Genomic DNA, 24620 nt, shown 5'->3' on the forward strand with positions numbered 1-24620 from the left:
GCGCGGGGTTAGTCGATCAATGAGCGCCGTCGGCCTGCTTGGCCGCCATCATCGCCATGCCGGCGATCCAGCCTGGAATGGCTTCGTAGAATTCCTGCTCCATCTTGAAGTGGCCGCCCGTCGAGAAGGCACCGAAGGCGGCGACCCAAGCGAGTACCTCGTTGGCGCCGCGCCCCGCGACTTCGCGGACCTTGCCGGTGTCGAGCGCGTCGGCGCGCCAGATCTGACCGCTACGAAGGATCTCCATGAATTCCGCGTCCCACTTCGGATTGAGCGGCTGGCATGGCCCCTTGCCGGCCTCGGCAAGAACACCTGCCTCGAGCACGCGCTTCTCGCGGGCCTCCTTGGCCTCGGCCGTCGGATTCCGGCCGTTGATCAGCCGTTCGCGGATTTCGGGCGGCGCATCCTTGATCGATGGAAGCGGTGGATCGTGCGAAAGGCCGCCGGAAGCGGCGAACAGAACCCGGTTGCCGGAGCGCATCGCGAAGCGGCCGACGGATTCGCCGAGTAGGCGAGCGCGGCGATAGGTCGGCACGGGCGGCGCTGCGGCGTTCACGAAGATCGGCAAGATCGGGATCGACTTGAAGTCCCCGAGCATCGCTTCCCACAACTGGACGAAGCCGTGATCGACCGGCATGCGGTAGGACACCGCGACGTCGAAATCCTCGGCCCGCACCTGGTCGATGAGTTCGAGCGCCGTCTTCTCCGGAACATCGAGTGGACCCGTCCCGCCTCCCCAGTCACCCAAGGACACGGCCCCAGCTCCGACGCAGAACGAGGGCATCAGATCGTAGAAGAAGCCGTTGAAGTGATCGGGCGCGAACTGGACGATGTAGTCCGGCGCGAACTCCTTCACGAAGCTTCCGAGACGTCCGAACGCAGTCCGAACACGTTGTTCGGTCTCATTGCTGGCGGGCCCCTTGTACATCAACGGAGTATGGGAAGCGCAGATGATGGCAACTGACATGGTCGGATTCCTTCGACGCTGGTTGACCTGTGAGCGACTGCTGCCGATTGGCTACTTCTTCACCAGCGGGCACGGGCTATCGGAAAGCGGGCGGTTGACGGATTCTCCGGGCAGCGTCTGCACGACGTTGTAGAGATCCCAATCGCCCTTGTTCTCTCCGGGCTTCTTCACCTGCAGCAAGTACATGTCGTGGATCATCTTGCGGTCTTCGCGGATATATCCGTCGCTGGCGAAGAAGTCGTGCACCCGCTCCTTTTCCATCTGCTTCATCACTGCCGGCGCGTCGTCGGTGCCGGTCGCCTTAACCGCCTTCAGGTAGTGAGCGACCGAGGAGTAGACGCCGGCATGGAAGCCGGTCGGCATCTGCTTGGCTTTGGCGTAGAATTTCTCGGCCCAGGCGCGCGTTTCAGGCGTCCGGTCCCAATAGAACGGGGACACTTCATAGGCATCGTGCGCGATCTTCAGGCCCACCGCGTGCACGTCGGTCAGCACCGACTGCAGCGGAACGATCTTCGTTTTCGCGCTCAGTCCGAATTCGTCGGCCTGCTTCAGCGCGGTGACCGTATCGCCACTGGAGGCCGCAATCGCGATAACGTTGGCGCCGGCGCTGGAAGCGGTGAGCAGGAATGACGCGAAGTCTGAGGTGTTCGGCGGGAACACCGAGTTGCCCACCACCTGCCCGCCGTTGAGCTTTACCTGTTCAGAGGTGTCGCGCGTCAGCGCATGGCCGTAGGCCTGATCAACCGTCAGGAAATACCACTTCGTCCCACCAGCCTCGATGACTGACTTGGCGGCGCCTTTTGCGAGATTGTAGGTATCGACGGTCCATTGGACCGTGAGCGGCGAGCAGGCCTTGCCGCTGAAATCGGAGGAGGTCGAACCGGAGAGCAGCATGATCTTGCTCTTTTGGGCGGCCATGTTCTGCACGGCGAAGCCGATCGGAGATCCCTGCATATCCGCGATCGCGTCGACGCCGTCGACATCGAACCAGCGCGCCGCGATCTGCGAGCCGACGTCGGGCTTGCCAGAATGGTCGGCTGAAATCACCTCGACATTCAGACCTGCGCCAAAGTCTTCTGCGGCCATCTGGGCAGCGACTACCGACCCTTTCCCGTTCGCCATCGACGTCGGACCGGCGATGTCGGTTAGAACACCGACCTTGACCTTGCCGCCGCTGAGATTCGGCGTCCCGTCGGCGGTCTGCGCTGCGGCCGGTGCCGCCGTCGACACTGCGAGGGCCAAACACGCGGTCACGGCCAAATGTAAACTTGAATGAACCATTGTTTCCTCCCGTCGCCGCCTTTTTGGACGTGCGGGAGATGCATGGCGCCGTTTGCACTATGATTCCATTGGAGTCTATGAAATGTTCGCACTGCGAACATGAGGCGGGAGGAACTATGCACCGTAGCGTCAGGGCGCTTTCTCGAGGGGTGGCGCTGATCAGGGAGCTTAACGCGAGCGGACCATCGAACGTCGTCCAGCTCGCGAAACGGACCGCGCTCAACAGGACGACGTGCTATCGATTGCTCGATACCTTGCGCGAAGACGGCTATGTGACGTTCGATGAGACGAACGCGCTGTTTGGCTTGACGCCCCAAGTGCGCTCGCTAAGCGAAGGCGTGTCATCGCGCGACCTGTCGAGTCAGGCTGCGCTGCCAGCAATGTTTAGCCTGCTGGATGAGGTGTCCTGGCCAAGCGACTTCGGGGTCTTCGAACTTGGCTCGGTACTCATACGAGAGAGCACTCATCCATTCAGCCCATTCTCCGTTCATCGCTCGATGGTCGGCCGCAGAAGGTCCTTGGTCCGGAGCGCACTCGGGAAGGCAATCTTGGCCGCGTCTGCTCCGTCGCTGCGCCGTGAGATGCTCGATCTGACTGCTTCGCTTGTCGAAGAAGATGCGGAGCTTGCGAAGGATCGCCACTTCATCGAAGACGTCGTCTTGCAGACGAAGAGGGATGGCTACGCCTCGTCGGTCGGCGGGTCAGAAGTCGGAATCAGCGCCATCGCACTGGCAATCTCCGGCGGCGGTCCGGTTCTTGGCAGTCTTAACCTGATTTTCTTCTCGTCGTCGATGACGCCCGAAATTGCTGCCAAGAAGTACCTATCCAGCATGAAGGTGGCTGTAAAAGAAATCGAACGCCGGTGGTCGGCAGCGAATAAAGCGCGCGGAAAGATCTCCTAGCCGGCCGACATGAACCCGTTCGACCGGCACCCCGCGCGCCGGCAACGTCAGTTTTCGATGGTCAACGAGAAAAGCCCCAGAGAACATGCAACGTCGGTCCAAAAGCGGACGCGGCTGTCACCGCTGACGACCACGACAATTCCTAAGCTGCGATAAACATGAAATCTCAGGATCTCAGCTACAAATATTCGGCCTATCCGGCAGATGTCATGGCGAAACACACCGTAAGCTAAGGCGTGACGAGAGTCTGGGTTTCGAGACCGCGGCAATCCATTTCGAAGTCGACATCCCTTACGGGTGGACGACAAGGATACCATGTCAAGCCGTTCCGCGCGCCCCCGCCGGCGGCGACGATGGGCAAGAAATGCGGGTAAAGGTCGAACACGGTGTAGGCCTGGACTGCGGTGGTGTCGGACCAGGTCAGGCCGAGAGACGCAAGGCGATCAGACATCTCTTCGAAGGTGCGGACGACCTTGCGTTTCATGCCGTCTTTCGAAAGATCCCGATAAGCAACGATCCGGTCCTCAGGCTTTTCCGGCCCGGAGATCGTCTCGGCGCCCCCGCTGATGACGAAGGAAGGATGCGACCGCGGTGTCGTCGCGTCGTTCGGCTCGATATAGGAAAACGAATAGAAGACGCTCTCCTTCGGCGGATCAATCTCTGGACAAACGTTGCTGCGCGCGATCGGGTTGTTGTCGCCTTCGAAGATGCCCCATTTGCGTAACACGTCGGCGTAGATCGTGTTGAAGGCCTTGAAGCCATCCGGCGAGAAAGGGAGCTGCGAACGCAGCTCGCACGCGACAAAAGCGGTCAGCGGCAGGCTCCGTGACGTCAGGAACGCCGAGATATAGTCGAAGCCCTCGACCATTGGCATCCACCTGGCGAAGTTGATGCGTCGGATGATGAAGCCGTCCAGGGCCTGGATGCCGGCCGAATACTGGAACACTGAAGGAAGATAGCGGTAGCCCCGGTCGGCCCGGGTGATCACGTCATACGGCATGGAGTCCTCGGATCAAAAGTAGGTGCTGATGGCGGAGACGACCTGATAGGCCTCGTCGACGACATAGAGGGCGCGCCACTTGTCGAAGGTCAGGCAGGGATGCGAGATGCCGAAGGCGATCATGTCGCCGACGGCAAGCGGCGAATCCGCCGGAATTTCGAGATGACAGTGCTGGTCGTTGAGGCGCAAAACGCTGTAGCCCTCGCCGATCGGCCGGGGCGCCGGCATGTCGCTACCAGGCCGATACCAGTGCAGCGCGACCGGTGGATCATCATGCGAGGCGTCTCGCTTGCCGAAATTGACGATCGCCTTCTTGTCCTCCGGACGCGACTGAACATAGGCCCAGACTTCCAGTGCCGAGCGCAGTCCGCCCCGGGTCGCCGCGAGTGCAGGGTTGCGCTCTCGAAGCTGCTCGAAGGCACGTCGATAGAGGCCGGAATCGTGGGTGAGATAGCAGCCGCTGCGTAACAGCAGTAGGAAACGTGACGTCCTGTCCCGCTGCCGAAGCTGATCGACAACGACATCGTAATATTGCGATCCGCCGGCACTGATGATCGGCTGGCGCGCAGCAAACAGGCCTGCCGCTTCGCACTTTTCGGCCAGATCGACCAATCGGCTGAGGTAAGCATCGACCATCGCCTTGGATTCGGCTGCGGTGTCACCACGCATCAGGCCTTCGAAACCCTCGACACCGGCGAGCGCCAGCCGACCGGGTGCGGCGGCGATCGCGCGAGCCACGTCGAGGGCCTCCTCGCTCGTCCGACATCCGGTCCGGCCGCCCTGATAGCCAAGCTCGACAAGCACATTGAGCGGACGCGTGAGGCCGGTCTCTGTGGCGGCGCGGGCAAGTGTCGCCACGTTCGCGACGGAATCTGCGATGCAATAGAATTCGAACGTCGCATCGTTCTCGATCTCGTTGAGCACGCCGGCGATGGCAGCCTTTCCGATCAACTGGTTCGCAAGGAAAATCCGGCGAAAGCCGAATTTGCGTGCGACCTGAACCTGGTGGGCCGTGGCCAATGTAATGCCCCAGGCTCCGTCCGCTATCTGGACATTGAAAAGCTCGGGGCTCATCGTCGTCTTGCCGTGAGGCGCGATATGTGCGCCGCCGGCCGTCAGGAAGGTTTGCATCCAGGCGCTGTTGTGCTCGATGTCGCGCTGTTTCAGTACCGCGACTGGCAATGTGAGATCCTCTGCGAGCACGTTCCATCCCTTGTTACCGATCTCCTCGATCGGAAAGGGCAGCGTGCCCGCCGGGATGCCCTTGGTACAATCGTCGAGCATGAGAGGGACGTTCCTGGTCAAGACGATATTCTCCTCGGGGCGCCCGGATACGCAAGAAGGCAAAGCTCGGGGACGAAGTCTTCGCGGCTGCATCAGCGATTGTCAGGCAGACGCAGCCGCCGCGGACCGGACGGGCGGCTGACCGATGCGGAACGTGTAATATTTGGCGTAACGCTCGCGACAGCGCTCCTGAAGCTCCTGTTCCGGAATGCCGGCCGCAAAGCGGGATGGCGACATCCGCGAGATATCGAGGGAGGTCTCGCCCGTGGTGATCAACTCCGACAGCATCTCGCCAAGCGCCGGCGAGACTGACAGTCCACCGACGTTGCAGCCGCCGATCACATAGAGTCCGCGGACGCCCGGCGTCTCGCCGACAATGTGCTCGCCATCGACCGTCATGGTCGGCAAGCCGCCGCGGTGGACCTGAAGGTCGAGATGCTCCTGGAAGATCGGGAACTGGTCCTTCACGCTATCGGTCAAACGGCGAAGGACAGTCAGGTCAAGTTCGAGATCCTCGATCTTGAAGTCGGAGGCGAGCTTGTCGCGATCGTACGGCATCGGGTCGCGCTCATAACCGCCAAACATCAGGCCGCCCCTGTCGGGACGAACATAGACATTGGCATCGAGAATTCGCGTCACCGGTTGGCTGGACTTCACCGCGGCGAGCGGCGTCGTGATCATCAATTGGTGGCGCATTGGAACGACCGGAGCCTGCGCACCGGCCAGAGCCGCAACCAGGCGGAGCCAACCGCCCGCGGCATCGACGATCGTGCCCGCCGCGAACTCGCCGCGGTCGGTTACGACTCGTGTCGCGGCACCGTTCTCGACCACGATCTCGATCACGCGCGTATTTGCGATCAACGTCGCGCCGAGCTTGGCGGCTGCGCGGGCATATCCGCGAGGCAACTGCACCGGCTCCAGATACAGGTCGCGCTTCATGTAAGAGACCGCAAGGATGCCTTTGGTCTCTAGGAACGGGTTCCTGGCTCGCGCCTCCTCGGGCGAAATCAGTTCCGCCGAAATCCCGAGCCTCTCGCCCATCGCGACGCGCTCGCGAATGAGCGCGGCATCCTCAGGACGCCTGGCGCAGGACATGCTGCCCGGCTGGTAGAACTCGATCGGTTCGCCGGTCTCATCGGAAAAGCGCTCGATCTTGCCGACGGCGTAGGTGGAGAGTTTGGTCATCGCTTCGGTCTGGCGCAGGTGGCCGCTGAGGCCGGCCGCCCGTGCAGAGGTCTGCGAGGCGATGTCGGACTTGTCCAAAAGCGCGACCTTCCTGCCAAGCCTGGCAAGATGAAACGCCGTGCTCGAACCGAGAGCACCCGAGCCGATAACGATAACGTCGAACCGTTCCATGATTATACTGCCTTCTCCTTTGGCAAGCCGGCGCCGAGCCGGCTTTCCATGAATCGAACGAGGGACGCCAGCGGGAGCGCCATGAGGAGGTACATCACGCCGACCGCCACGTAGATCTGCAGTGGCATGAAGTATTCGCTGGTGAGGTCTCGGGCCTGCAGCATCATCTCGGGGGCCGAGATCAGCGAGGCGACCGACGTGTCCTTGAGCAGTGCAATGGCGAAATTGCCGAGCGGCGCGAGCACGACGCGAACGGCCTGAGGGAGGATGACGAAGCGCAGCACCTGGCGATGGCGCATGCCGATCATCTGTGCTGCTTCGCGCTGCCCGCTGTCGATGGCCAGGATGCCGGCGCGATAGATCTCCGAGACATAGGCGGCGCCGTTCAGGCCGAGGCCGATGACGGCGGCGTCGATCGCCCGCAACGTGATGCCCAAGTTGGGCAACCCGAAATAGATCAGGAAGAGCAGCGTCAGCGACGGCATGCCCCGGACGAGCTCGACATAGAGATGCGCGAGCAAGCGCAGCATCCCGTTCGCAGACAGTCTCGCCAGCGCGATCGGAAGTGCCAGCACCGCGGCAAGCGCAAAGGAGAGCACCATCAGCCGTAGCGTCCAAAGCACGCCCTGCAGGAGCTGCGGCAGCCAATCCCCGAGCAACTGGATCATGGCGCGCGCCTTCCGCGGCTCGCGCGCAGTTCGAGATGCTGCGCCAGGCGCGACAGCGGGAAACTCATGGCGATGTAGATGGTCGCCGCCATCACGTAGATCGGCCCGCTTAGATAGGTCTTCGTGACGAGGTTGCGGGCGTAGAAGCTCAGCTCCGGAGCCGCGACGGCGGACGCCAAGGCCGTTTCTTTCAGGAGACCGACGCCGTAATTGGCAAGCGGCGGAATGACCACGCGCATCGCTTGCGGGAGCAAAACATAGCGCAACGCTTTGAGCCGGCTCATGCCCAGCATGAAGGCTGCTTCGCTCTGGCCAACATGGACCGATTGAAGTCCGGCACGAAACACCTCTGTCAGAAGCGCGCCGCCATTGATGCCGAAGCCGAGGATCGCGACCGGAATCGGGTCGAGCTTGATGCCGATCTGCGCCAGCCCGAAATAAAGCACGAAGAGCTGCGTGAGGACCGGCGTGCCGCGCATCACCTCGACATAGACGCGGATGACGGCGCGGGGCAGCGTCGCTGGAAACGACTGGACGATCGCGAGTGCTGCGCCGATCACCGTTGCCAGGATAAAGCTGAAGAATGTGATCTCGATCGTCGTCAGCGCGCCCGACAGCAGCGCCGAGAGCAACTCGGGCATCATCGATGCGGAGCGGGTCCACTCGCTCATGAGGCCGATCGCAAATTGGCCGCACGCTTCGGCCGCAGCAATGCCAGCGTTCTCGGATGACGAGGATTGGCGATCAGGTCCGCTGGCCGCCCCTGGTCCACGATCGTGCCGTGGTCCATCACAACGATCCGGTCAGCGACGTCCTCCGCGAAAGCCATCTCATGGGTGACGATCAGCATCGTCATGCCCTCGGCGGCGAGTTGCCGCATGACTTCCAGGACTTCGGCGACCAATTCAGGGTCGAGCGCGGATGTCGCCTCATCGAACAACATGAGCTTGGGACGCATCGCGAGCGATCGGGCGATCGCCACGCGTTGCTGTTGTCCGCCGGAAAGGTGCTCCGGATAGGCGCCGGCCTTGTGGGCGAGGCCGACCTTCTTCAGGAGCTCCAGCGCGAACGGTTCGATCTCGTCGCGTTTCATGCGCAGGACCTTGAGGGGCCCGAGCATGATGTTTTCGAGCGCGGTCAGATGCGGGAACAGATTGAATCGCTGGAACACCATTCCGATCCCGGTCCGGATCTCGGCGAGCTGCCGGTCCAACATCACGATCTTCCGGCCATCCACGATGCGATCGCCGACGTGGCGGCCGGCGACGATCACCTCGCCGCTGGTCGGCTTTTCGAGGTGCGCGACGCAGCGCAGCAGCGTCGTCTTGCCGGATCCGCTCGATCCGATCAGCGCGACCCGCTCGCCAGCGGCAACGGTCAGGCTCACATTGTCGAGCGCTGGCTGGCCACCGAAGCTCTTGCAGAGATTGCTGACGGTGATGAGCGGCGGCGCATTGGCCAGGCCTTGAAGGTCGTTCGCGGTCATTCCCGGAGGCCAGTTCAAATCTTTGCGGCCGCAAAAGCGCTTGAGAAGTCCTTTGGCGTGTGTGCCCATTTCCCGACGAGCCCGCCCTTTTCGTCGCGATCGACACCGATCCGCGGGTTGTTCTCGGCAGGAATTGGGATCAGGTAGTCGTCCGACTCCATCGAATTGGCCTTGAGATATTTGCCGTTGAGGCCGGTTTTCCAAAGCCAGGCGACGCCGGCATTGACGGCGTCGAACAGGTCGGGATTGTCGGGATTCATGCCGAGAATGGTGGTCTGCTTCTGACCGAGCAGCTTGTAACCCGGGAAGACCTGTGTCGGCACCAGTTTGAGGCCCCAGTTGGGATTCTGCTTGATCATGTATCCGACGGTCGGCGCGTCGAGGAACGCGAAATCAAGACGTCCAGCAATGACGTCGCGAACGCAAGCGTCCGACGTATCGTACAGCTTGACCTCCGAAGTCCCGGGGACCTTCTTCAGCTCCGGAACGATCGTGAAGCCGCCGACGGTGCCGACCGAGCGGCCCTTCAGGTCGTCGACCGAAACCCGATCGCCGACCTTCGTATCCTGGCGCATCAGCGTGAACTTGCCGGTGTAGTAGATCGCGTCGGTGAGCAGCATGACCTGGGTGCGCGCGGCGCTCCAGCCGACGTTTCCGAGAACAAGATCTGCCCGCCCGCTTCGGACCGACTCGATCGTGGCAGCCCAGTCCATCAGCGCGGGAGCGACGCGAAGGCCGAGCTGCTTGGCGATTGCCGTGATCATCTCGCCGTCCGCGCCGATCAACTGGCCGTCCTGGAGGCTCGACATCGGCATGTCGCCATTGAAGGCAATCGTCAGAGCGCCCGGCGTAACCGTCTTCAACTCGGGCGTAATCGTCGCCGCTCGCAGGGGAACGACCGCGGACGCAGCCAAGGCGCTCAAACCAAGGCCCAAGCCGGACAACACGGTGCGACGCGAGAGTCCGCCATTCAAAGCATTCGGGAAGTTACCTGACGAAGCCATCGAAATCCCACTCGCGTCGGCAGGTCATTGGTCCTTGCGAGGTCGCCGACGTTTCGGCCTCGCAACCGGTTCGGTTGTGGTGCCGCGATCTCCGCGAATTGCGGCTCCGACGAAACCGACCATTTGGTACAGTAAATCAGCGAGGCGTTCGGCTGTCAATCGGGCGAGGCGGAGTTCATGGCCGGTGCCGTGCATCTCACCTGGCGACGCAGAGCCACTGTGCGACCGGGGATTCGTGTCGCGATTGCGCTATTATTGCCGTAGTCGCAATGCTATGCAGGCCATGCGGATATCTGGTGGGGCAAGGGGCTGGCTTTATCCTTGAGAATCAAAAGGTAATTCGCGAACCTGATCATGCCGCGAGAAACGGGATTTACTGTACCAATGACCCTGAAAATGAAAGCGCGCCGGCCGATCAAGAAAGAGCCGGTGCCGATCGGTCGTCCCAGCGCGCGCTCGGCGCTGCTCGACGTGGCGCTCGACATTATCCTCGACGAGGGCGTCGAAGGGCTCACGTTCGAAGGGCTGGCGGCGCGGTCCGGGCTCAGCAAGGGAGGGGTGCTCTACCACTTCCCGAACCGGGATGAGTTGAACAAGGCCGTGCGACTCCACGTTCGCGACCGCTATCGCGCGGCAAGGCGTGAGGCGACGGAGAGTCTGCCCGAGGGGCCATCGCGAGAACTGAAGGGCTGGGCGCTGGCTGCCCTCTACAATCGATCGCAGCTTGATGCTGTCAGCGCCAAGATCATGACGTCGGGACTCTGGGATGCCGCCGAAGGTTCGGCCCACCATCGCGAACGCCTGGATGCGATCAGCAAGGGCGTCGGGTTTGATCGGGCAGCTCTCGTCTATCTTGCCGTTGAAGGACTTTGGTTCCTCGAGCTGGCGGGCTTTTCGCCATTCACAGAGGCCGAGCGCAAACGAGCTGCGAGCTTGCTCCTTTCGCTTGCCGACGGTGGAGGGTTAGATTCCGAGAATGAACAATTGATCTGACGTTTGACCACCGCGGGGGCTAAAGTGCCTCACGCCGCCGCGAGGCCACATCAGCACCCCAATCCTAGGACCTTCGTGACATTTTTGGATATTCGACTGGCTGTTCGACTTGTGGCGAGGACCCAGAATTGGCTGGTCAGGCGCCTCGGTCACCGCACCAATTTCCCAATTCCTCCGAAGGTCGTTTATGAGGTCGCACGACCCGACCGCTATCCAGAAAAGATCTTCGGGCAACGGCAGATTGAGTGTGAAATTCGGCATGGACCAGAACGGCCCGTCAGACTAATCCGTCCGCATCGATACCGAGACCGCAGTTGACCTGTCCATGGACGTAGTCACGATCGTCGCTCCGACCTTTGGCCTTATTGCGGCCGGCTACGCAGTAGCAGTTAGCGGACTGATCTCTGAAGGGGCGCAGAAGGGCATCTCGGAGTTTGCATTCTCGATCGCCATACCTGTCGTACTATTTCGCACTATCATCATCTCGCAATTTACAGCAATCAACCCACTCTTAGTCTGGAGCGCTTACTATGGTGCCGTCGCACTCACCTGGCTGTTTACCCTCGCTCTATCAGCACGCTTACTCCGAGTGACACCGACGGCCGGCGTTGTCGCGGCCACCAGCGCCGTCTACGGCAATATTGCGATGCTGGGTATTCCGCTCACACTTGCTGCATTCAGCCCAGAAGCGGCGGGTCCGATGGCGCTAATTCTTGCCGTAAATACACCCCTGCTCTGGCTTTGCGGCACCCTCCAAGTCGCGTGGATTGAACGGAAAGACAGCGCTTCGATTCCGGTGATTATCCTTCCTCTGCTACTTGATCTTATCCGCAACCCAATCATCCTAGCGATTGTGGCTGGTTTCCTCTGGCGCGCAACTGGGTTCGGGCTACATCCGCTGCTCGATCGTACGTGCGAACAACTGGCGCAGGCGGGATCTCCGACCGCCCTAATCGCGTTGGGCCTTGGCCTTGTGCGCTTCAAAATTCGCGGAGAAGCGCTAAGCCTCGCGGTCATGTGTGTCATGAAGCTTGCTCTGATGCCGCTCTTTGCGTGGACGTTAGCCTTTCCACTCCTGCATCTACCGCCTCTGGTTGGCAACGTGATTGTCCTGTTTGCCTCGATGCCGGCAGGCGCGAACGCTTACCTCTTCGCTACACAGTATCGGCAGCTGACGAACTCGACGTCCGCAGCGGTCGCAGTGGGCACCCTCCTATCGGCCGTCACGCTGCCGGCGATCATTGCGCTCTTGCTCGGAAGCCCCCTGGAATAGACTTGATTAAGGACCGCAACTTACGATCCCCGAGCCCGCTTCCTTCCGGCGCGCAATAGATAAAGGTACCTGCAAAGCAGGAAAGGTCGGAGGTCTAAAGCGACATCGCATCGCGAATTGCGCCTTCTACGACGTGGGCAGCGACGGCTCACATCGAAATCCTCTCCAATCATCGCGGAAAGGATTGATTAAGGGCGCCGAGTACACAGTCGGGTGCCCAACGCCAGCACGATCTGGCCGCCAAGCCACGCCTCGCGCTTGCTCTCTCCTCCCGTCAGTGCCGTGATGGACGGATGAAAGCGATCGGAACTATTGCATCGAGCCTCCCTCCACTACACGATTTGCTGGTTATCCCTAAATTTCTGCTAAAAAGTCCGCAATCTGCCACCACATTGCGAGCGGATTGGAATACATCGGAAAATGACCGCACGCCGGGATCTCCGCGAGTCGCACGCCATTGGCGCGGATCAGGTCGAGATAGGAAAGCGTTACATTCTGTTCACCATACATGAACATCTTCGGGCAGCTAAGGCCGATGAACTTTCCCATCAGCTCGCCCGTGTCCGACAGATCCACCATCGAGCGAAATATCCCCGACACCGCAGCAGTCCTCACCTTGTGATGAAGACTGGCGGCATAGAGCGCGCTGGCATAGGCCGGCATATGCCGGATTCGTTCGATGAAATCCGTGAAGAACCGTTCGGCATTCTGCTCCGGATATTGCACGACCTGCCGGCTGAGGAAGCAATCTTCGGGCGCGATGTTTCCTTCGATGTTGACGAAACTGAGCACTTGATCGGGATAGTGGTGCGCCAACAGCAGGGCCGTCAGACCTCCCATCGAGTGGCCAACGAGATGAAACCGGTCGAGCTTGAAATGCTCGATCACGTGCCGTGCTGTCTTCAAAAGGAAAGGAATTGATATCGCCGACAGGTCCGCGCAATGCGTCTCTCCGCAGCCCGGAGCGTCGTAGGCGAGGAACGGATAGTTTGCGAGCGCTTCATGGCGGACGATGTCGGCGTAGTCTTCCTTGGTAGATCCGAAGCCATGCAGGAAAACGATCGGCGCCGATTTTCCGGCGCGATGAATCGCCGACACGTTCAATTCGACCCCGTCCACCTGTGACGAGAGCCGAACCAGATTGAATTCACGGTTTTCCTGCACGGCTTCCCTGCGAGGCGTCAGCGGGCACGCGGGCTCTCGCTTCCCAGCGAGAACCCGCGGCTGGGCTACGATTGTCCGAAACCGGATCCCGCCTTCTTGTACTCCGGCCGAGGTGGGCTGAAGATATCGAGCACACGGGCGCCGTCCGGACCGGCCCGCATGGTATGAGGGACATTGCCCGGCGTACGCCAGAAGTCCCCCTTGCGTACCGGAATCTCCTCCCCACCCTGAACTCTGATGGCGGAGCCCTCCAGCAGCACGCCCCACTGTTCCTCGGGATGATGATGGAGCACGCCTTCGGCGTGCGGCGCGAAGCTCACCACCGAGAGCATTGCCTGTTCACCCGAAAAGATACGGGTCGAGAGTCCAGGTGCCAGCTCACGAAGCAGCCCGTCATCCGGCGCATCGAGATTGTGAAATTCCTTTTTCTGATCCGTCATGTCGTCCTCGATCCTGGTTCGCTATCGTCCGTAAGAGCCTTCATACCGACCCTCGCGGATCGCCTTGAGCGTCTCCTCTTCACGCGCGATCTGGGCGCGAACGGCCTCGATCAGCGTAGCTGCGATCGCGGGTGAAAAGGATACCACGCCGTCCTCGTCGCCAACGACGATGTCGCCAGGCACAATCACCGACCCACCGATCGACACCGGCACGTTGATCGAGCCCGGGCCGCTCTTGTAGGGACCGCGATGAATCACAGCGCGGGCAAAGCAGGGAAAATCCGCCCCGGCAAAGGCCGCGACATCACGGATGGCGCCGTCGATCACGTAGCCTGCCGCGCCCCTCTCCTGCGCGATGTTCTTCATGATCTCACCCACAAGCGCCCGCGTCTCGTCGCCACCGCCGTCCACGACAATGACGTCGCCGGGGCCGACCAGTTCGAGCGCCTTGTGGATCGCGAGATTATCTCCCGGCCGCGTCTGCACGGTGAAGGCCGTCCCGACCAGTCGCCCGGAGCGATGGAACGGCCTCAAGCCAACGGCGCCCGCCAAGCGGTCGAGATTGTCTGAGATTACCGAGGTCGGGGCCTCTTTGAAGGCTTCAATCAGTTCGGGCGCCGGCTTGGGTACGCTCGTCAGTGCGGTCTTGATGTTCATACGTCGATACATCCAATCAATTTCGGAGATCCGGCACCACACATCGCCGATGCGTAGTGCCGGCCCCAGCAGGATATAAGCTAGTCGATCTCGCGGCCGGCTTTTTCCGTCGCGGCAAGCAGGGCAACCAGGGTAATGACGAGCGCTCCCGTGACGTAAAGTGGAATCGCGTACGTGTCGGGATACTCCCGCAACAAGGTCGCGAAGATCAACGGCGCGAAACCGCCACCGAGAACACCTGCGAACGTATAAGCGAGTGAGGATCCGGTGTAACGCACACGTGTGGGAAACTGTTCGGTCACGAAAGCGCCCTGCGGTCCGAACATCGCAGCCTGAAACACCATGCCGACCGAAACCGCGGCAATGATGATGGCCGGGGATTTTGTGTCGAACAGGCCGAACAGAAGGAAGCTGCCCACGATGGACGCCAAAGCACCGAAACCATAGACAGTGCGCCGACCGATCCGGTCAGAGAGCGCCGCCAGCAGCGGGACGGATACGGCATGCACGCCAGCGCCGATCAGAACGGCGGTCAGGGCCAACGTGCGGCTCAACCCCAGCTTCTGAGTGACATAGGTCAGGGTGAATACCGCGAGCAGCCCGTAAACCACGTCCGAACCGATCCGGACGCTGCCCGCCACAAACAAGCTGCGCCAGTGGTTTTTCAGCACTTCGGCAATCGGCGCCTTTGTCGTCGCATGGCCGGCCTGGAGTTGGTGGAAATGAGGCGTCTCCTCCACGCTCCGGCGGATCCAGAACCCGAAGAACACCAGCACAGTGCTGGCCAGGAACGGAAGGCGCCAGCCCCAGGACAGGAAATCGGCCTCGTTCAGCAGGGTCGTCGTGACGGCGATTGCACCCGCGGCGAGAAGAGTACCTGCGGACGGTCCGACCTGTGTCCACGACGCATTGAGCCCGCGGTTCTGTGGCTTGCCGTGCTCCACTGAAAGAAGGATGGCGCCAGCCCACTCTCCACCGAGCGCGATACCCTGAATGGTTCTCAGACCGACGAGCAGCAGCGGTGCCGCGATTCCGATGCTTCCGTAAGTCGGCAGCAAGCCCATCGCCAGCGTAGCGACGCCCATCAGGGCGAGCGTGTACACGAGGACAGCCCGGCGTCCGACCTTGTCACCCAGACGCCCGAAGATAATTCCACCGATGGGACGTGAGACATAGCCCACAGCATACGTGGAAAACGCGAGGATCGTACCGACGATCGGATCAAACGACGGGAAGAAGAGCTTGTTGAAGATCAACGCTGCCATCGAGTTGTAGATCACGAACTCGTACCATTCCAACGAGGTACCGACCATGCTGGCAAGAGCGAGGCGTCGCATCTTACCTGCCTTCGTCAGACCAACGCTCTCAAGCTGCGGCGTCATTGTCGTCTCTACGCTTGTCGTCATCCTCTTCTCCTGGGGTTGTCACTTGATCTGGGCGTCATTGACACCCCGGCAGCATCACGACGTTGATTACCTTTGGCGCGTCCTTTACGGGCTGGTTGATTGCCTCTCATAGACCGCGTGGTGCCTGTTCCGCGTGTTTGGCCGCACCTCGCTCGCCCATCGACCCGCCTCGACGGCCTTTGCCCATTCGGCGCTCTTGAGGACGTCGGGATGGTCGATCTCATAAATGGCCGTGTAGACCGGCTCGGGCGCCGGCATGTCCTTGATACCGTTGGCGATGGCGAACGCGAAGGGCACACCCTTGACGCGCGTAACGCTGTGAACGCCTGGCACCTTTAGGAGATGCGGGACATGCTCCCCGTCGTAGACCTCGTTGAAAAGATCTTCGTGCGCGGGATCAACGTCCATTGAAGCAATCAGGACAAAGCGGGATTGGATGGGCATTAGGCACTCCGACGCTGCTTTTGAGGGAGGGTGTGTTCAAAGCCGTAGTCGCGTTGCGCCGCTTCCGGCGTGACGTAACCATCAAGCACGTCATCGGCGATTGCCTCACGGCTGCGATGTTTGACATCGCCGAACCCGCCGCCGCCCGGCAGCGAGAGGGTCACCACCGTATCGGGCGGCAGCATTCGGCTGAGTTTCGGAACAACTTCCTCACCGTTCGAGCTCGTGATCGAACCGGTCGCTCCTGACTTGCCTTCGTAGAGTCCCGGCGCAGGATACTTGCAGCGATCGTACATGCCCGAGAACAGATAGGGCTTCTCGGTCAGCACCTCGATTTCCATGATCTGGCCCAAGCCGCCGCGATGTTCGCCGGCGCCGCCGGAGTCGGGTCGAAGCGCCCTTTGCCGCACGACCAGAGGGGTCAGAGCCTCGATGATTTCGACCGGCACACCCGCAACGCCGCTCGGATAGGACGTTGCTGAAAGTCCATCGAGCCCCTTGAGCGCGCCGGTACCGCCGGTCGAGAACCAGGTGTACGAGAAGAACCGGTTGTCACGCTTGTCGAACCCGCTGATATGCGTATTCCAGAGGCTGTCGGCCCCGGGCGCCATCACCTTGTCCGGCAGGATTCCCGACAACGCGCCCATGATGGCGGACGGGAGGAAGTGACCGACCGTATGACGGCCGGCAACAGGCGCAGGGTGCTGAGCGTTCAGGATCGATCCGACGGCGGCGATCGTGCGTATCGGGGTGAACGAACCGGCGTTATTGGGCACATCAGGCGCAATCGCGCACTTCACGCCATAGGTGGTGTAAGCAACAGTATAGTTGAAACCGACGTTGATGCCGAGATCCACCGTCGACGAGGACCCTTCATAGTCGACGATCACCTCGTCGTCCTTGATGGTGACCCTGCTATGGATCTCGATCGGTTTGTCAAACCCATCGATCGTGATCTTGAAGGGATGGGAGCCGTTGGGCAGCGCCGCAATGGCGGCCCTCATCGCCCGCTCGGTGCGCGCGACGATAGCATCGGCGACCGCTTCGATATCCGCGAGATCGAACTCCTCAAGGAAAGACTTGAGCTGCTTCGCGCCGACTTCGTTCGCGGTGATCTGCGCATGGATGTCGCCAATCACCTCATCCGGTGTCCGCACATTGGCGGCAATCAACCGGTAAACGGCTTCGACCGGCTCGCCTTGCGAATGCAGTTTCATGATCGGAATGAAGAGCCCCTCTTCGTAGACAGAGCGGGCATCACACGACAGCCCCCTGCCACCGATATCGAGCGCGTGGCAGCAGTTCGCAAAGAGCGCCACGACCCGTCCGTTGTGAAACACGGGCGTTGCGATCGTGATGTCGTGGAGCTGGGAGACCGTGATCCAGGGATCATTGGTGATGATGACGTCGCCCGGTTTGAGTGTATCGACCGGGAACGTCTTCAGGATGTGCTCCATGCCCGTGGCCATCGAATTGATGTGCCCCGGCGAGCCCGTGACAGATTGGGCGATCATTCGACCGCGACGATCGAACACGCAGGCAGAAAGATCCTCCGCGTCGCGCACGATGGACGTAAAGGAAGAACGCATCAGGGCCGCCGCCTGCTCGTTCACGGCGGCAATGAGCCGCCCCCACATGATATCGAGCGTAATAGGATCCAGTTCCTTGGCGCTCATCGGGATACCTCGAGATCAACAATGAGATTGCGGTTCTGATCGATACTGATTTCGCCGGGACCATTGATGACGACGGTCGATTCACGTTCTTCGATGATCGCTGGGCCCTGCAGGCGATCGTCGGCTCCGAGCCGGTAACGGTCGTAGACCGGCACATCGATGAGACCCGCGTCGGGCACGTAGATCTTCCTGGAGCCCTTGCGAGGATTATCCGATTTCGACGTATTGACCGGCAGCTTGAAGTCAGGTTTAGGCCCAGATGCCACTACGCGCCAGGACATCACGTCGATCGGAGTGTTGGGTACGGTATGTCCGTAGAGCTCGGCATAGACCCGCTCGAACGATGCAGTGATCTCTGCGATGCTGTCCGGCCCGAGTTTGCCGGCAGGGATCGGAACGCGAATGTCGAAGCCTTGCTTGCGATAACGCATGTCGGCCCAACGGCGGAATGAGACCTCCTGGTCACCCATCGAATGAGCAAGGCGGCTGCGGCCCTCGTCTTCCATTTCGGTCAGGGACTGGTTGACTGCATCCCAGTCCATTTGCTCGAGCCGCGCGGGGCTCGACCGGACGAAATCAAACGCCAGCGGGGCCGTGAGGAAGCCAACCGCCGACATAACGCCCGCCCCAAACGGATAGATGATCTTGGGCAGCTTCAGCACGCGAGCGACGCCATAGGCATGAACCGGTCCCGCGCCACCGAAGGCAAACATCGGAAACTGGGAAATCATGCGACCACGCTCGATCGCGTGGATGCGCGCAGCCGAGGCCATCGCTTCGTTCGCGAGCTGGTGAATACCCCAGGCCGCCGCGATGGCGTCGAGATTGAGCGGCTCGCCCACCTGTTTCGTGATTGCATGTTCTGCGGCGGCACTGTCGAGCTTCATGTCGCCACCGAGGAAGAAGCCTGCGTTGAGATAGCCGAGCAGCAAATCCGCATCTGTGACGGTGGGCTTTTGCCCACCCGCTCCGTAGCAGGCAGGCCCGGGCACGGAGCCCGCACTGTGAGGTCCGACCTTGAGGCGACCCAGCGCATCGATCTGCGCAATGGACCCACCGCCGGTGCCGATCTCGATCATCTCGATGACGGGCACCTTGACCGGAAGACCGCTTCCCTTCTTGAACTGATATTGGCGGTCAACTTCGAATTCCGGTGCCAGCAAAGGTTCGCCGTTTACGATCAGGCAGGCCTTGGCGGTCGTGCCACCCATATCGAAGGAGAGAACGTCGGATAGCCCAAGCGACTTGGCATAATGTGCCGCCGCTAGCGCGCCGGCTGCCGGACCTGATTCAACGAGACGGATCGGCGCCTCGATGGCTTGGCCGGCGGTGAGCAGGCCGCCATTCGACTGCATGACGTAGAGACCCGACGCTTCGCTCAGTTCGTCGCGCGTACGCTTTTCAAGGCGCGTGAGATATTTCTCGGCGATACTCTTCACATAGACGTTGCAGAGAGCCGTCGTGGAGCGTTCAAATTCCTTGATCTCGGGAGAGATGTCGCTTGAAAGCGTGATCGCGACTCCCGACAACTTCTCCCGCAGGATCCGGCCAACGATACGCTCGTGATCGGGACGGACATAGGCATTGATGAGGCTGACCGCGACCGCCTCAATTCCAATGCCACGCATTTCCTCGGCGAGGCGCTCGATCTCTTCCACGTCCGGCACTTGGCGAATAGTCCCATCCGACAGAATGCGCTCGGAGATTTCGAACCGGTGGCGACGACGCGCGATCGGCGCGGGGCGGCGCAGCCGGAGGTCGTACATGTCGTAGCGATGCTCGCGGGCGATTTCGACAGCGTCGCGGAAGCCGCGGGTCGTGACGAGAGCGGTGAGCGCTCCCTTCCGCTCGATCAGGGCATTGGTGAAGAGTGTCGTTCCGTGGACAACATGCGATACATCGCCTGCGTCACCATTGATAACTTGCTTGATACCATTGATGACGCCGTTATCGGGTTGATCTGGCGTCGTCAAAACCTTACCCAGGCGAAACAGCCCGGTCGTGTCGTCGACGAGGACGATATCTGTGAATGTTCCCCCAATATCGGCGCCTAAACGCATCCGCTCCTCCAAATTCAGGATTTGGTAGGATTAGCGACAATGCAGTGACGATCGAATTACCGTTTGGGCAATTCAGCTTTAAGGCTCGGTATTGGCCTTGCGTCGAATGTTTTTGCGGTCACGGACCTCAATGAAGCCATGCCGTGGTTCGTCCGACACGATCCGCCGTAGGGTTTCGAGAAGGAGTTCGATCACCTGCGCGGCCACACGGGTCGGGGGCCGATCGGCTAGATATATGAGATTGAGATCGCTTCTGATTTCGGGATCGACGATCGGACAGGCGCTCAACGCTCCCGTCCTCAGTTCATGTTTGATCGCGCCGAAAGGAAGCACGGCTGGAGCGAGACCTTGGTGGACCAAATCCTTGAGCAGCGTGACCGAGTCGATCTCCAACACTGTCGAGACACTCAATCCAAGGTTCGCAGCGCCGGCGTCGAGAAGCCCCCGAACCGGATTTTGCGCTGACGGAAGCAGGAGCGGGCTTTGGAGCAGTTCGGCGAGCGCAATACTGGGCGGGTTTTCAAATTTACCGGCAGGTCCGATGGCGAACAGCCGTTCCACAGCCAAACACTCGCTGACGAGCCTCGGACTGTCTGGCTGAAGCCCATTCACGATCGCAATGTCGACCGAGCCCGTGAGGACCCAGTTCTGAAGATATCCGCTGTACCCCTCGAGCAGACGAGGGCGGACGCGCGGCAATCGCTCCCGACATCTATTGACGAGTTCCGCGCCGGCCATCGCAATGACAGACGGCGTCGCGCCGATGATGACGTCCCCCGTGAGGTGCTTACCCTCGGCCATCACCTCCTGGCGGACAAGCTCGACATCCCGAAGGATTTGCGACGCGCTGCGGTGCAGAAGGACGCCGGCGGGCGTCATCTGCATGCCGCGACCGTCCCGCTCGAAGAGCGCAGTTTGCAGCTCTTCCTCGAGAGCGCTGATGGACCGACTGAGTGCTGGGCCGGCCACACCCAGGTGAGCAGATGCCCGTGCGATACTGTGAAGATCTGCAACGAAAACAAAATATCGAAGTTGGCGAAGATCCATGCGGATTATCGCGAGAGGTACAGCGAACTTCTCGCCGTGACTGCACAAAACTTAAAAGTATGATCGCAGCAGCGAGTTCGGTTGATCACCGGACGCTCTCTTTCCGACGCTGCGGGTATTCTATCGCACGAGGTAACTCAATTTCCATCATCCAACACTATTTGACCAGACTTGCCGAAACAACTTTCGATCCGAAAGCAAAACTTATGCCAATAGCCTGCTGCCGCAGGAGCGAGAGGTTTGCCGACCATTGCTGCTCAACAGTCTTCTGCCGGTGGCCGCTCCCGATACACTTTTCACCGCAACACCGTAAAACCTGACCTGATCGGAGAGCCACAAAATGACGCACGAGCGCAGCCTGACGCGGGAGCCGATTGCTTCAACTTACTTGTAAGTCATCCATCCTGTTGAAGTCGACTTCTGCGACGCCAGCGTCCGGCCGACGCGGCACGGGTCGATCCAGGATTTCCGCATCAGCGGGCCGCAGCTCCATGGCTTCTTCGATCTGTCAAACTCGCTTGAACCGAACCCTATGGCCTCATTATCCGCAAGGACGATCTGGAATTCAAAACGTTGGTCGACAAGACACTGACCGCCATGATGAAAGACGATCAGTTTCAGAAGCTCTATGCAAAATGGTTCATGAGTTCGATACCGCCCAAGAACGTCAACTTGAATTTTCCGATGACGCAGCCGCTAAAAGACGCAGTCGCAAATCCCAATGACAAGGGAGTTTAGTTGCGGATTTGCAACGATGACGAAAGCGAGACTGATCGCCAACGGCTGCTGTACATCTCTGGGTAAGTCGGCCCGGATTCTGGCTCGGTTTCCCGAGCCAAACATCCTCGGTCGTTATGGTCTCTTACCAACCTCGTGAGTATTTCGCACCCACGCCCGGGCCTGCTCCGACAGGCTGAAGCCGAGGCCGGGACGGTTCGGCACGATCATACGGCCGTTACGAACCTCCAGCGTTTCGTTGAACATCGCCTCCGACCACTCGAAATGCTCGACCCAGGGCTCACGGCCGTAAGCAGCCGTGAGATGAAGATGAATCTCCATACAGTAGTGCGGCGCGAGCTGCAGCTTCTTGTGATCGGCGAGCGCAAGAATCTTGAGAAACGGCGTGATGCCGCCGACCCGCGGCGCATCAGGCTGGATGAAATCGACCGAATTGTGCCTGATCAGCTCATAGTGCTCGTCAACGCTGGTCAGCATCTCGCCCGTGGCGATCGGCGTCGCCAACTCCGTGGCAAGTGCGGCATGTCCTTCGTAATCGTAGGCGTCGAGCGGCTCCTCGATCCAGGTTAGGCTGTACTGTTCGGCAATGCGCCCAAAGCGTAGCGCGGTGGTGCGGTCCCATTGCTGATTGGCATCGATGGCCAGCGGCACGTCGCCGATGTGCTTGCGTACGGCTTCGATGCGCTGGAGATCGATCATGGGATCGGGCTGACCGACCTTCAGCTTGATCGCCCCGATGCCCTTGTCGAGCGCCATCGAGACGCGCTCCTTGACCTCTTCGATGGGCATGGAGAGATAGCCGCCCGACGTGTTATAACAACGCACGGAATCGCGATGCGCGCCGAGCAGCTTGGCGAGCGGGAGTTTTGCCCGCTTGGCCTTGAGGTCCCACAGCGCGATGTCGAACGCCGCGATCGCCTGCGTGGAGAGGCCGCTACGGCCGACCGACGCGCCGGCCCAAACGAGCTTGTCCCAGATGCGCGCGATATCGTTCGGATCCTCGCCGACGAGTTCGCCGGCAATCTCCTTGGCGTGAACGAATTGACCGAGACCTCCGGCGCGCTTGGAATAGCTGTAGCCGATGCCACTGTGACCCTGCTCGGTCTCGATCTCGGCGAACAGGAATGCGATCTCGGTCAGCGGCTTCTGCCGCCCCGTGAGCACCTTGGCGTCGCTGATCGGCGCTGCCAGCGGCAGAATCACCAGCGACAGCTTGACCCAAGCGATCCGGTCGGTCGTGGCCTCGCCCGGCGCCAACCCTGCCGCTAGCGGGTTGGCAATGATCCGCGGCGCGTTTTGCATGAAGTTCATCTCTGCTTTCTCCTTGAGAGGTGCTTTGAGGGGATTTTCTATTCAGCCGGAACAGGAGCGCCGCCAGGCAGCGCTGCGCTCTCCCGAATGACCATGCGCTTGATGGGGCCGACGACGACCCAATAGCTGACGATCGCGAGCAGGCCGTGCAGGCCCACATAGAGCAGCGCGCCGTTGAACGATCCGGTCGCGGCCAGGATGTACCCGATCGCAACGGGCGTCACGATGCCGGCCGTATTGCCGATCGCGTTGAACACGCCGCCGGTCAGTCCAACCACTTCCTTCGGCGCGGTATCGGCAACGACGGTCCAGCCCAGCGAGCCAAATCCCTTTCCGAAGAAGGCTGCGCTCATCAGAGCCAGGATCAGGGCAGTCGAGTCGGTGTAGTTGCAGCCGATGATCAGCATCGTCATCAACAGACCGATCGTGATCGGGGTTTTTCGCGCAACGCCGAGCGATCCGCTCCGCTTCAACAGCCAGTCCGAGAAAAAGCCTGTCGCCACGCCGCCGATGAAGCCCGCGATCGCCGGGATGGTTGCGATCAGGCTGGCGTCCAGCACGGAAAAGCCGCGCGCCTTGACGAGATAGCTCGGAAACCACGACACAAAGAACCAGGTGATCGAGCTGATGCCGTATTGCGCGAGAAAGATGCCGACGAGCATTCGGCTGCGGAAAATCTCGGCGAGGTCAGACCATTTCGGTCCGGCATTTTCGGCGGCGTTCGCTGGCGTCGATCCCAAATCGACAAGTGCGCCACCGGCCCGGATGTAATCCAGTTCGACGGGGCTGACCTTGGGATGAACTGCCGGTGGAAAGTAGGTGATGAACCAGAGGGCCGCGAATGCAAGGCCCAGCACGCCCATGACGGTGAAGATGTGCTCCCACCCGAAGCGATGGTCAAGAAAGCCCATCAGCGGCGTGAAGATCACGAGCGATACATACTGGGCACTGTTGAAGATCGCGCCCGCGATGCCGCGTTCGCTCGACGGAAACCAGGCGGCGATGATGCGGCCGGCCACCGGGCCAACTGGAGACTCAAAGACGCCGAGCAGGAAGCGCAGCGCCAGCATCGCCAGAAACGGATAGGCCAGCCACCCCACGCCGCTCATCAGGAAGGTAACGATCGACCAGAGCGTCAATCCGACTAGGATCGTGACTTTCGCGCCGAGCTTGTCGGTGATCCAGCCTGCGGGAATGTGAGCCAGCACATAGGCCCAGGCGAATGCAGAGAACATCCAGCCGAGTTCGACCGGGCTGATACCCAGGTCCTTAGACATGTTGGGACCTGCGATCGACAAGGTCGCACGGTCGCCGCTGCTTAACGCCAGAAGCATCGTGATGAGCGCCAAGATCACGAAACGATATTGAATTTGCCTGAACCGAATCCCCGGCATGCTTGATCCTCCTCCCGTCGAAGTTTTTTGGATCGATCTCGCGTCGATCGCGAGCGCGAACCTAGACGG

23 protein-coding genes are annotated in these 24620 nt (G+C 60.7%); 4 read left to right on the forward strand and 19 right to left on the reverse strand.

Translation table 11 applies throughout. The features are described from left to right. Positions 1-16 precede the first annotated feature (16 nt). Positions 17-967 carry a 3-carboxyethylcatechol 2,3-dioxygenase gene (locus YUU_RS0100535; protein ID WP_027520588.1) on the reverse strand — a complete coding sequence of 317 codons (951 nt, stop codon included), beginning with the start codon at positions 965-967 and terminating at the stop codon, positions 17-19. Positions 968-1018: 51 nt separating this feature from the next. Beyond that, positions 1019-2248: an ABC transporter substrate-binding protein gene (locus YUU_RS0100540; protein WP_027520589.1), complete on the reverse strand. Its 1230-nt coding sequence runs from the start codon at positions 2246-2248 to the stop codon at positions 1019-1021. Positions 2249-2364: 116 nt separating this feature from the next. On the opposite strand from YUU_RS0100540, the gene YUU_RS0100545 reads away from it, so the two are divergent. After that, positions 2365-3150 (forward strand): IclR family transcriptional regulator C-terminal domain-containing protein, encoded by a 786-nt coding sequence (locus YUU_RS0100545; protein ID WP_027520590.1) that lies wholly within the window; start codon positions 2365-2367, stop codon positions 3148-3150. A gap of 229 nt (positions 3151-3379) precedes the next feature. Here YUU_RS0100545 and YUU_RS0100550 read toward each other — a convergent pair whose 3' ends face one another. From YUU_RS0100550 to YUU_RS49755, 7 genes are all read right to left on the reverse strand, one after another. Then, the gene (locus YUU_RS0100550; protein WP_035660693.1) at positions 3380-4150 is read right to left on the reverse strand and encodes a hypothetical protein; all 771 of its coding nucleotides are present in this window, start codon (positions 4148-4150) and stop codon (positions 3380-3382) included. Between the two features lie 12 nt (positions 4151-4162). After that, complete coding sequence (locus tag YUU_RS0100555; protein ID WP_035660696.1) at positions 4163-5434, reverse strand: amino acid deaminase; 1272 nt, start codon at positions 5432-5434, stop codon at positions 4163-4165. 102 nt (positions 5435-5536) lie between these two features. After that, positions 5537-6790 (reverse strand): FAD-binding oxidoreductase, encoded by a 1254-nt coding sequence (locus YUU_RS49745; RefSeq protein ID WP_051389552.1) that lies wholly within the window; start codon positions 6788-6790, stop codon positions 5537-5539. 2 nt (positions 6791-6792) lie between these two features. Beyond that, a complete protein-coding gene (locus tag YUU_RS0100565; RefSeq protein ID WP_027520593.1) occupies positions 6793-7458 on the reverse strand; it encodes an amino acid ABC transporter permease in 666 nt (221 codons plus the stop codon). Beyond that, positions 7455-8129 (reverse strand): amino acid ABC transporter permease, encoded by a 675-nt coding sequence (locus tag YUU_RS0100570; RefSeq protein ID WP_051389553.1) that lies wholly within the window; start codon positions 8127-8129, stop codon positions 7455-7457. Before YUU_RS0100570 ends, YUU_RS0100565 begins: the two co-directional genes overlap by 4 nt. Further along, positions 8126-8944 carry an amino acid ABC transporter ATP-binding protein gene (locus YUU_RS49750; protein ID WP_051389554.1) on the reverse strand — a complete coding sequence of 273 codons (819 nt, stop codon included), beginning with the start codon at positions 8942-8944 and terminating at the stop codon, positions 8126-8128. Before YUU_RS49750 ends, YUU_RS0100570 begins: the two co-directional genes overlap by 4 nt. A 14-nt stretch (positions 8945-8958) precedes the next feature. After that, positions 8959-9858 carry an ABC transporter substrate-binding protein gene (locus tag YUU_RS49755; RefSeq protein WP_198031669.1) on the reverse strand — a complete coding sequence of 300 codons (900 nt, stop codon included), beginning with the start codon at positions 9856-9858 and terminating at the stop codon, positions 8959-8961. Between the two features lie 444 nt (positions 9859-10302). On the opposite strand from YUU_RS49755, the gene YUU_RS54895 reads away from it, so the two are divergent. Continuing rightward, the gene (locus YUU_RS54895) at positions 10303-10941 is read left to right on the forward strand and encodes a TetR/AcrR family transcriptional regulator (protein WP_084801295.1); all 639 of its coding nucleotides are present in this window, start codon (positions 10303-10305) and stop codon (positions 10939-10941) included. Between the two features lie 325 nt (positions 10942-11266). Beyond that, positions 11267-12214, forward strand: coding sequence for an AEC family transporter (locus tag YUU_RS0100590; RefSeq protein ID WP_027520596.1), 948 nt, complete (start codon positions 11267-11269; stop codon positions 12212-12214). A gap of 354 nt (positions 12215-12568) precedes the next feature. Here the strand turns inward: YUU_RS0100590 and YUU_RS0100595 are convergent, their stop codons facing one another. The 8 genes from YUU_RS0100595 to YUU_RS0100630 all read right to left on the reverse strand — a co-directional run bounded on the left by YUU_RS0100595 (position 12569) and on the right by YUU_RS0100630 (position 21108). Then, the gene (locus YUU_RS0100595) at positions 12569-13312 is read right to left on the reverse strand and encodes an alpha/beta fold hydrolase (protein WP_245287913.1); all 744 of its coding nucleotides are present in this window, start codon (positions 13310-13312) and stop codon (positions 12569-12571) included. A gap of 131 nt (positions 13313-13443) precedes the next feature. Next, the gene (locus YUU_RS0100600; protein WP_027520598.1) at positions 13444-13818 is read right to left on the reverse strand and encodes a cupin domain-containing protein; all 375 of its coding nucleotides are present in this window, start codon (positions 13816-13818) and stop codon (positions 13444-13446) included. Positions 13819-13839: 21 nt separating this feature from the next. Further along, the gene (locus YUU_RS0100605; protein ID WP_027520599.1) at positions 13840-14475 is read right to left on the reverse strand and encodes an RraA family protein; all 636 of its coding nucleotides are present in this window, start codon (positions 14473-14475) and stop codon (positions 13840-13842) included. A gap of 80 nt (positions 14476-14555) precedes the next feature. Next, positions 14556-15881 (reverse strand): MFS transporter, encoded by a 1326-nt coding sequence (locus YUU_RS0100610; protein WP_084801296.1) that lies wholly within the window; start codon positions 15879-15881, stop codon positions 14556-14558. A gap of 84 nt (positions 15882-15965) precedes the next feature. Next, entirely contained in the window at positions 15966-16325 is a 360-nt protein-coding gene (locus YUU_RS0100615) for a DUF4286 family protein (RefSeq protein ID WP_027520601.1), read from the reverse strand. After that, entirely contained in the window at positions 16325-18001 is a 1677-nt protein-coding gene (locus tag YUU_RS49765; RefSeq protein WP_035660699.1) for a hydantoinase B/oxoprolinase family protein, read from the reverse strand. The genes YUU_RS0100615 and YUU_RS49765 overlap by 1 nt, the downstream gene beginning before the upstream one ends. Further along, entirely contained in the window at positions 17998-20073 is a 2076-nt protein-coding gene (locus tag YUU_RS0100625) for a hydantoinase/oxoprolinase family protein (RefSeq protein ID WP_198031670.1), read from the reverse strand. Before YUU_RS0100625 ends, YUU_RS49765 begins: the two co-directional genes overlap by 4 nt. Positions 20074-20139: 66 nt before the next feature. Then, on the reverse strand, positions 20140-21108 hold the full coding sequence (locus tag YUU_RS0100630; RefSeq protein ID WP_156944024.1) for a LysR family transcriptional regulator: 969 nt from the start codon (positions 21106-21108) through the stop codon (positions 20140-20142). A 543-nt stretch (positions 21109-21651) separates the two neighbouring features. Here YUU_RS0100630 and YUU_RS55990 point away from each other — a divergent pair. Continuing rightward, a complete protein-coding gene (locus YUU_RS55990; protein ID WP_371260464.1) occupies positions 21652-21846 on the forward strand; it encodes a hypothetical protein in 195 nt (64 codons plus the stop codon). 114 nt (positions 21847-21960) lie between these two features. Here the strand turns inward: YUU_RS55990 and YUU_RS0100640 are convergent, their stop codons facing one another. Then, positions 21961-23157 (reverse strand): mandelate racemase/muconate lactonizing enzyme family protein, encoded by a 1197-nt coding sequence (locus tag YUU_RS0100640; protein ID WP_245287915.1) that lies wholly within the window; start codon positions 23155-23157, stop codon positions 21961-21963. 38 nt (positions 23158-23195) lie between these two features. Continuing rightward, the gene (locus tag YUU_RS0100645; RefSeq protein ID WP_027520605.1) at positions 23196-24551 is read right to left on the reverse strand and encodes an MFS transporter; all 1356 of its coding nucleotides are present in this window, start codon (positions 24549-24551) and stop codon (positions 23196-23198) included. Between the last annotated feature and the right edge of the window lie 69 nt (positions 24552-24620).

Source organism: Bradyrhizobium sp. Ec3.3, assembly GCF_000472925.1.
Classification (GTDB): domain Bacteria; phylum Pseudomonadota; class Alphaproteobacteria; order Rhizobiales; family Xanthobacteraceae; genus Bradyrhizobium.

Bases quoted from the DNA above. Each gene is read 5' to 3' on its own strand.
- YUU_RS0100535 (WP_027520588.1), bottom strand. From the start codon at position 967: ATGTCAGTTGCCATCATCTGCGCTTCCCATACTCCGTTGATGTACAAG.
- YUU_RS0100540 (WP_027520589.1), bottom strand. From the start codon at position 2,248: ATGGTTCATTCAAGTTTACATTTGGCCGTGACCGCGTGTTTGGCCCTC.
- YUU_RS0100545 (WP_027520590.1), top strand. From the start codon at position 2,365: ATGCACCGTAGCGTCAGGGCGCTTTCTCGAGGGGTGGCGCTGATCAGG.
- YUU_RS0100550 (WP_035660693.1), bottom strand. From the start codon at position 4,150: ATGCCGTATGACGTGATCACCCGGGCCGACCGGGGCTACCGCTATCTT.
- YUU_RS0100555 (WP_035660696.1), bottom strand. From the start codon at position 5,434: ATGCTCGACGATTGTACCAAGGGCATCCCGGCGGGCACGCTGCCCTTT.
- YUU_RS49745 (WP_051389552.1), bottom strand. From the start codon at position 6,790: ATGGAACGGTTCGACGTTATCGTTATCGGCTCGGGTGCTCTCGGTTCG.
- YUU_RS0100565 (WP_027520593.1), bottom strand. From the start codon at position 7,458: ATGATCCAGTTGCTCGGGGATTGGCTGCCGCAGCTCCTGCAGGGCGTG.
- YUU_RS0100570 (WP_051389553.1), bottom strand. From the start codon at position 8,129: ATGAGCGAGTGGACCCGCTCCGCATCGATGATGCCCGAGTTGCTCTCG.
- YUU_RS49750 (WP_051389554.1), bottom strand. From the start codon at position 8,944: ATGACCGCGAACGACCTTCAAGGCCTGGCCAATGCGCCGCCGCTCATC.
- YUU_RS54895 (WP_084801295.1), top strand. From the start codon at position 10,303: ATGCCGCGAGAAACGGGATTTACTGTACCAATGACCCTGAAAATGAAA.
- YUU_RS0100590 (WP_027520596.1), top strand. From the start codon at position 11,267: ATGGACGTAGTCACGATCGTCGCTCCGACCTTTGGCCTTATTGCGGCC.
- YUU_RS0100600 (WP_027520598.1), bottom strand. From the start codon at position 13,818: ATGACGGATCAGAAAAAGGAATTTCACAATCTCGATGCGCCGGATGAC.
- YUU_RS0100605 (WP_027520599.1), bottom strand. From the start codon at position 14,475: ATGAACATCAAGACCGCACTGACGAGCGTACCCAAGCCGGCGCCCGAA.
- YUU_RS0100610 (WP_084801296.1), bottom strand. From the start codon at position 15,881: ATGACGACAAGCGTAGAGACGACAATGACGCCGCAGCTTGAGAGCGTT.
- YUU_RS0100615 (WP_027520601.1), bottom strand. From the start codon at position 16,325: ATGCCCATCCAATCCCGCTTTGTCCTGATTGCTTCAATGGACGTTGAT.
- YUU_RS49765 (WP_035660699.1), bottom strand. From the start codon at position 18,001: ATGAGCGCCAAGGAACTGGATCCTATTACGCTCGATATCATGTGGGGG.
- YUU_RS0100630 (WP_156944024.1), bottom strand. From the start codon at position 21,108: ATGGATCTTCGCCAACTTCGATATTTTGTTTTCGTTGCAGATCTTCAC.
- YUU_RS0100640 (WP_245287915.1), bottom strand. From the start codon at position 23,157: ATGAACTTCATGCAAAACGCGCCGCGGATCATTGCCAACCCGCTAGCG.
- YUU_RS0100645 (WP_027520605.1), bottom strand. From the start codon at position 24,551: ATGCCGGGGATTCGGTTCAGGCAAATTCAATATCGTTTCGTGATCTTG.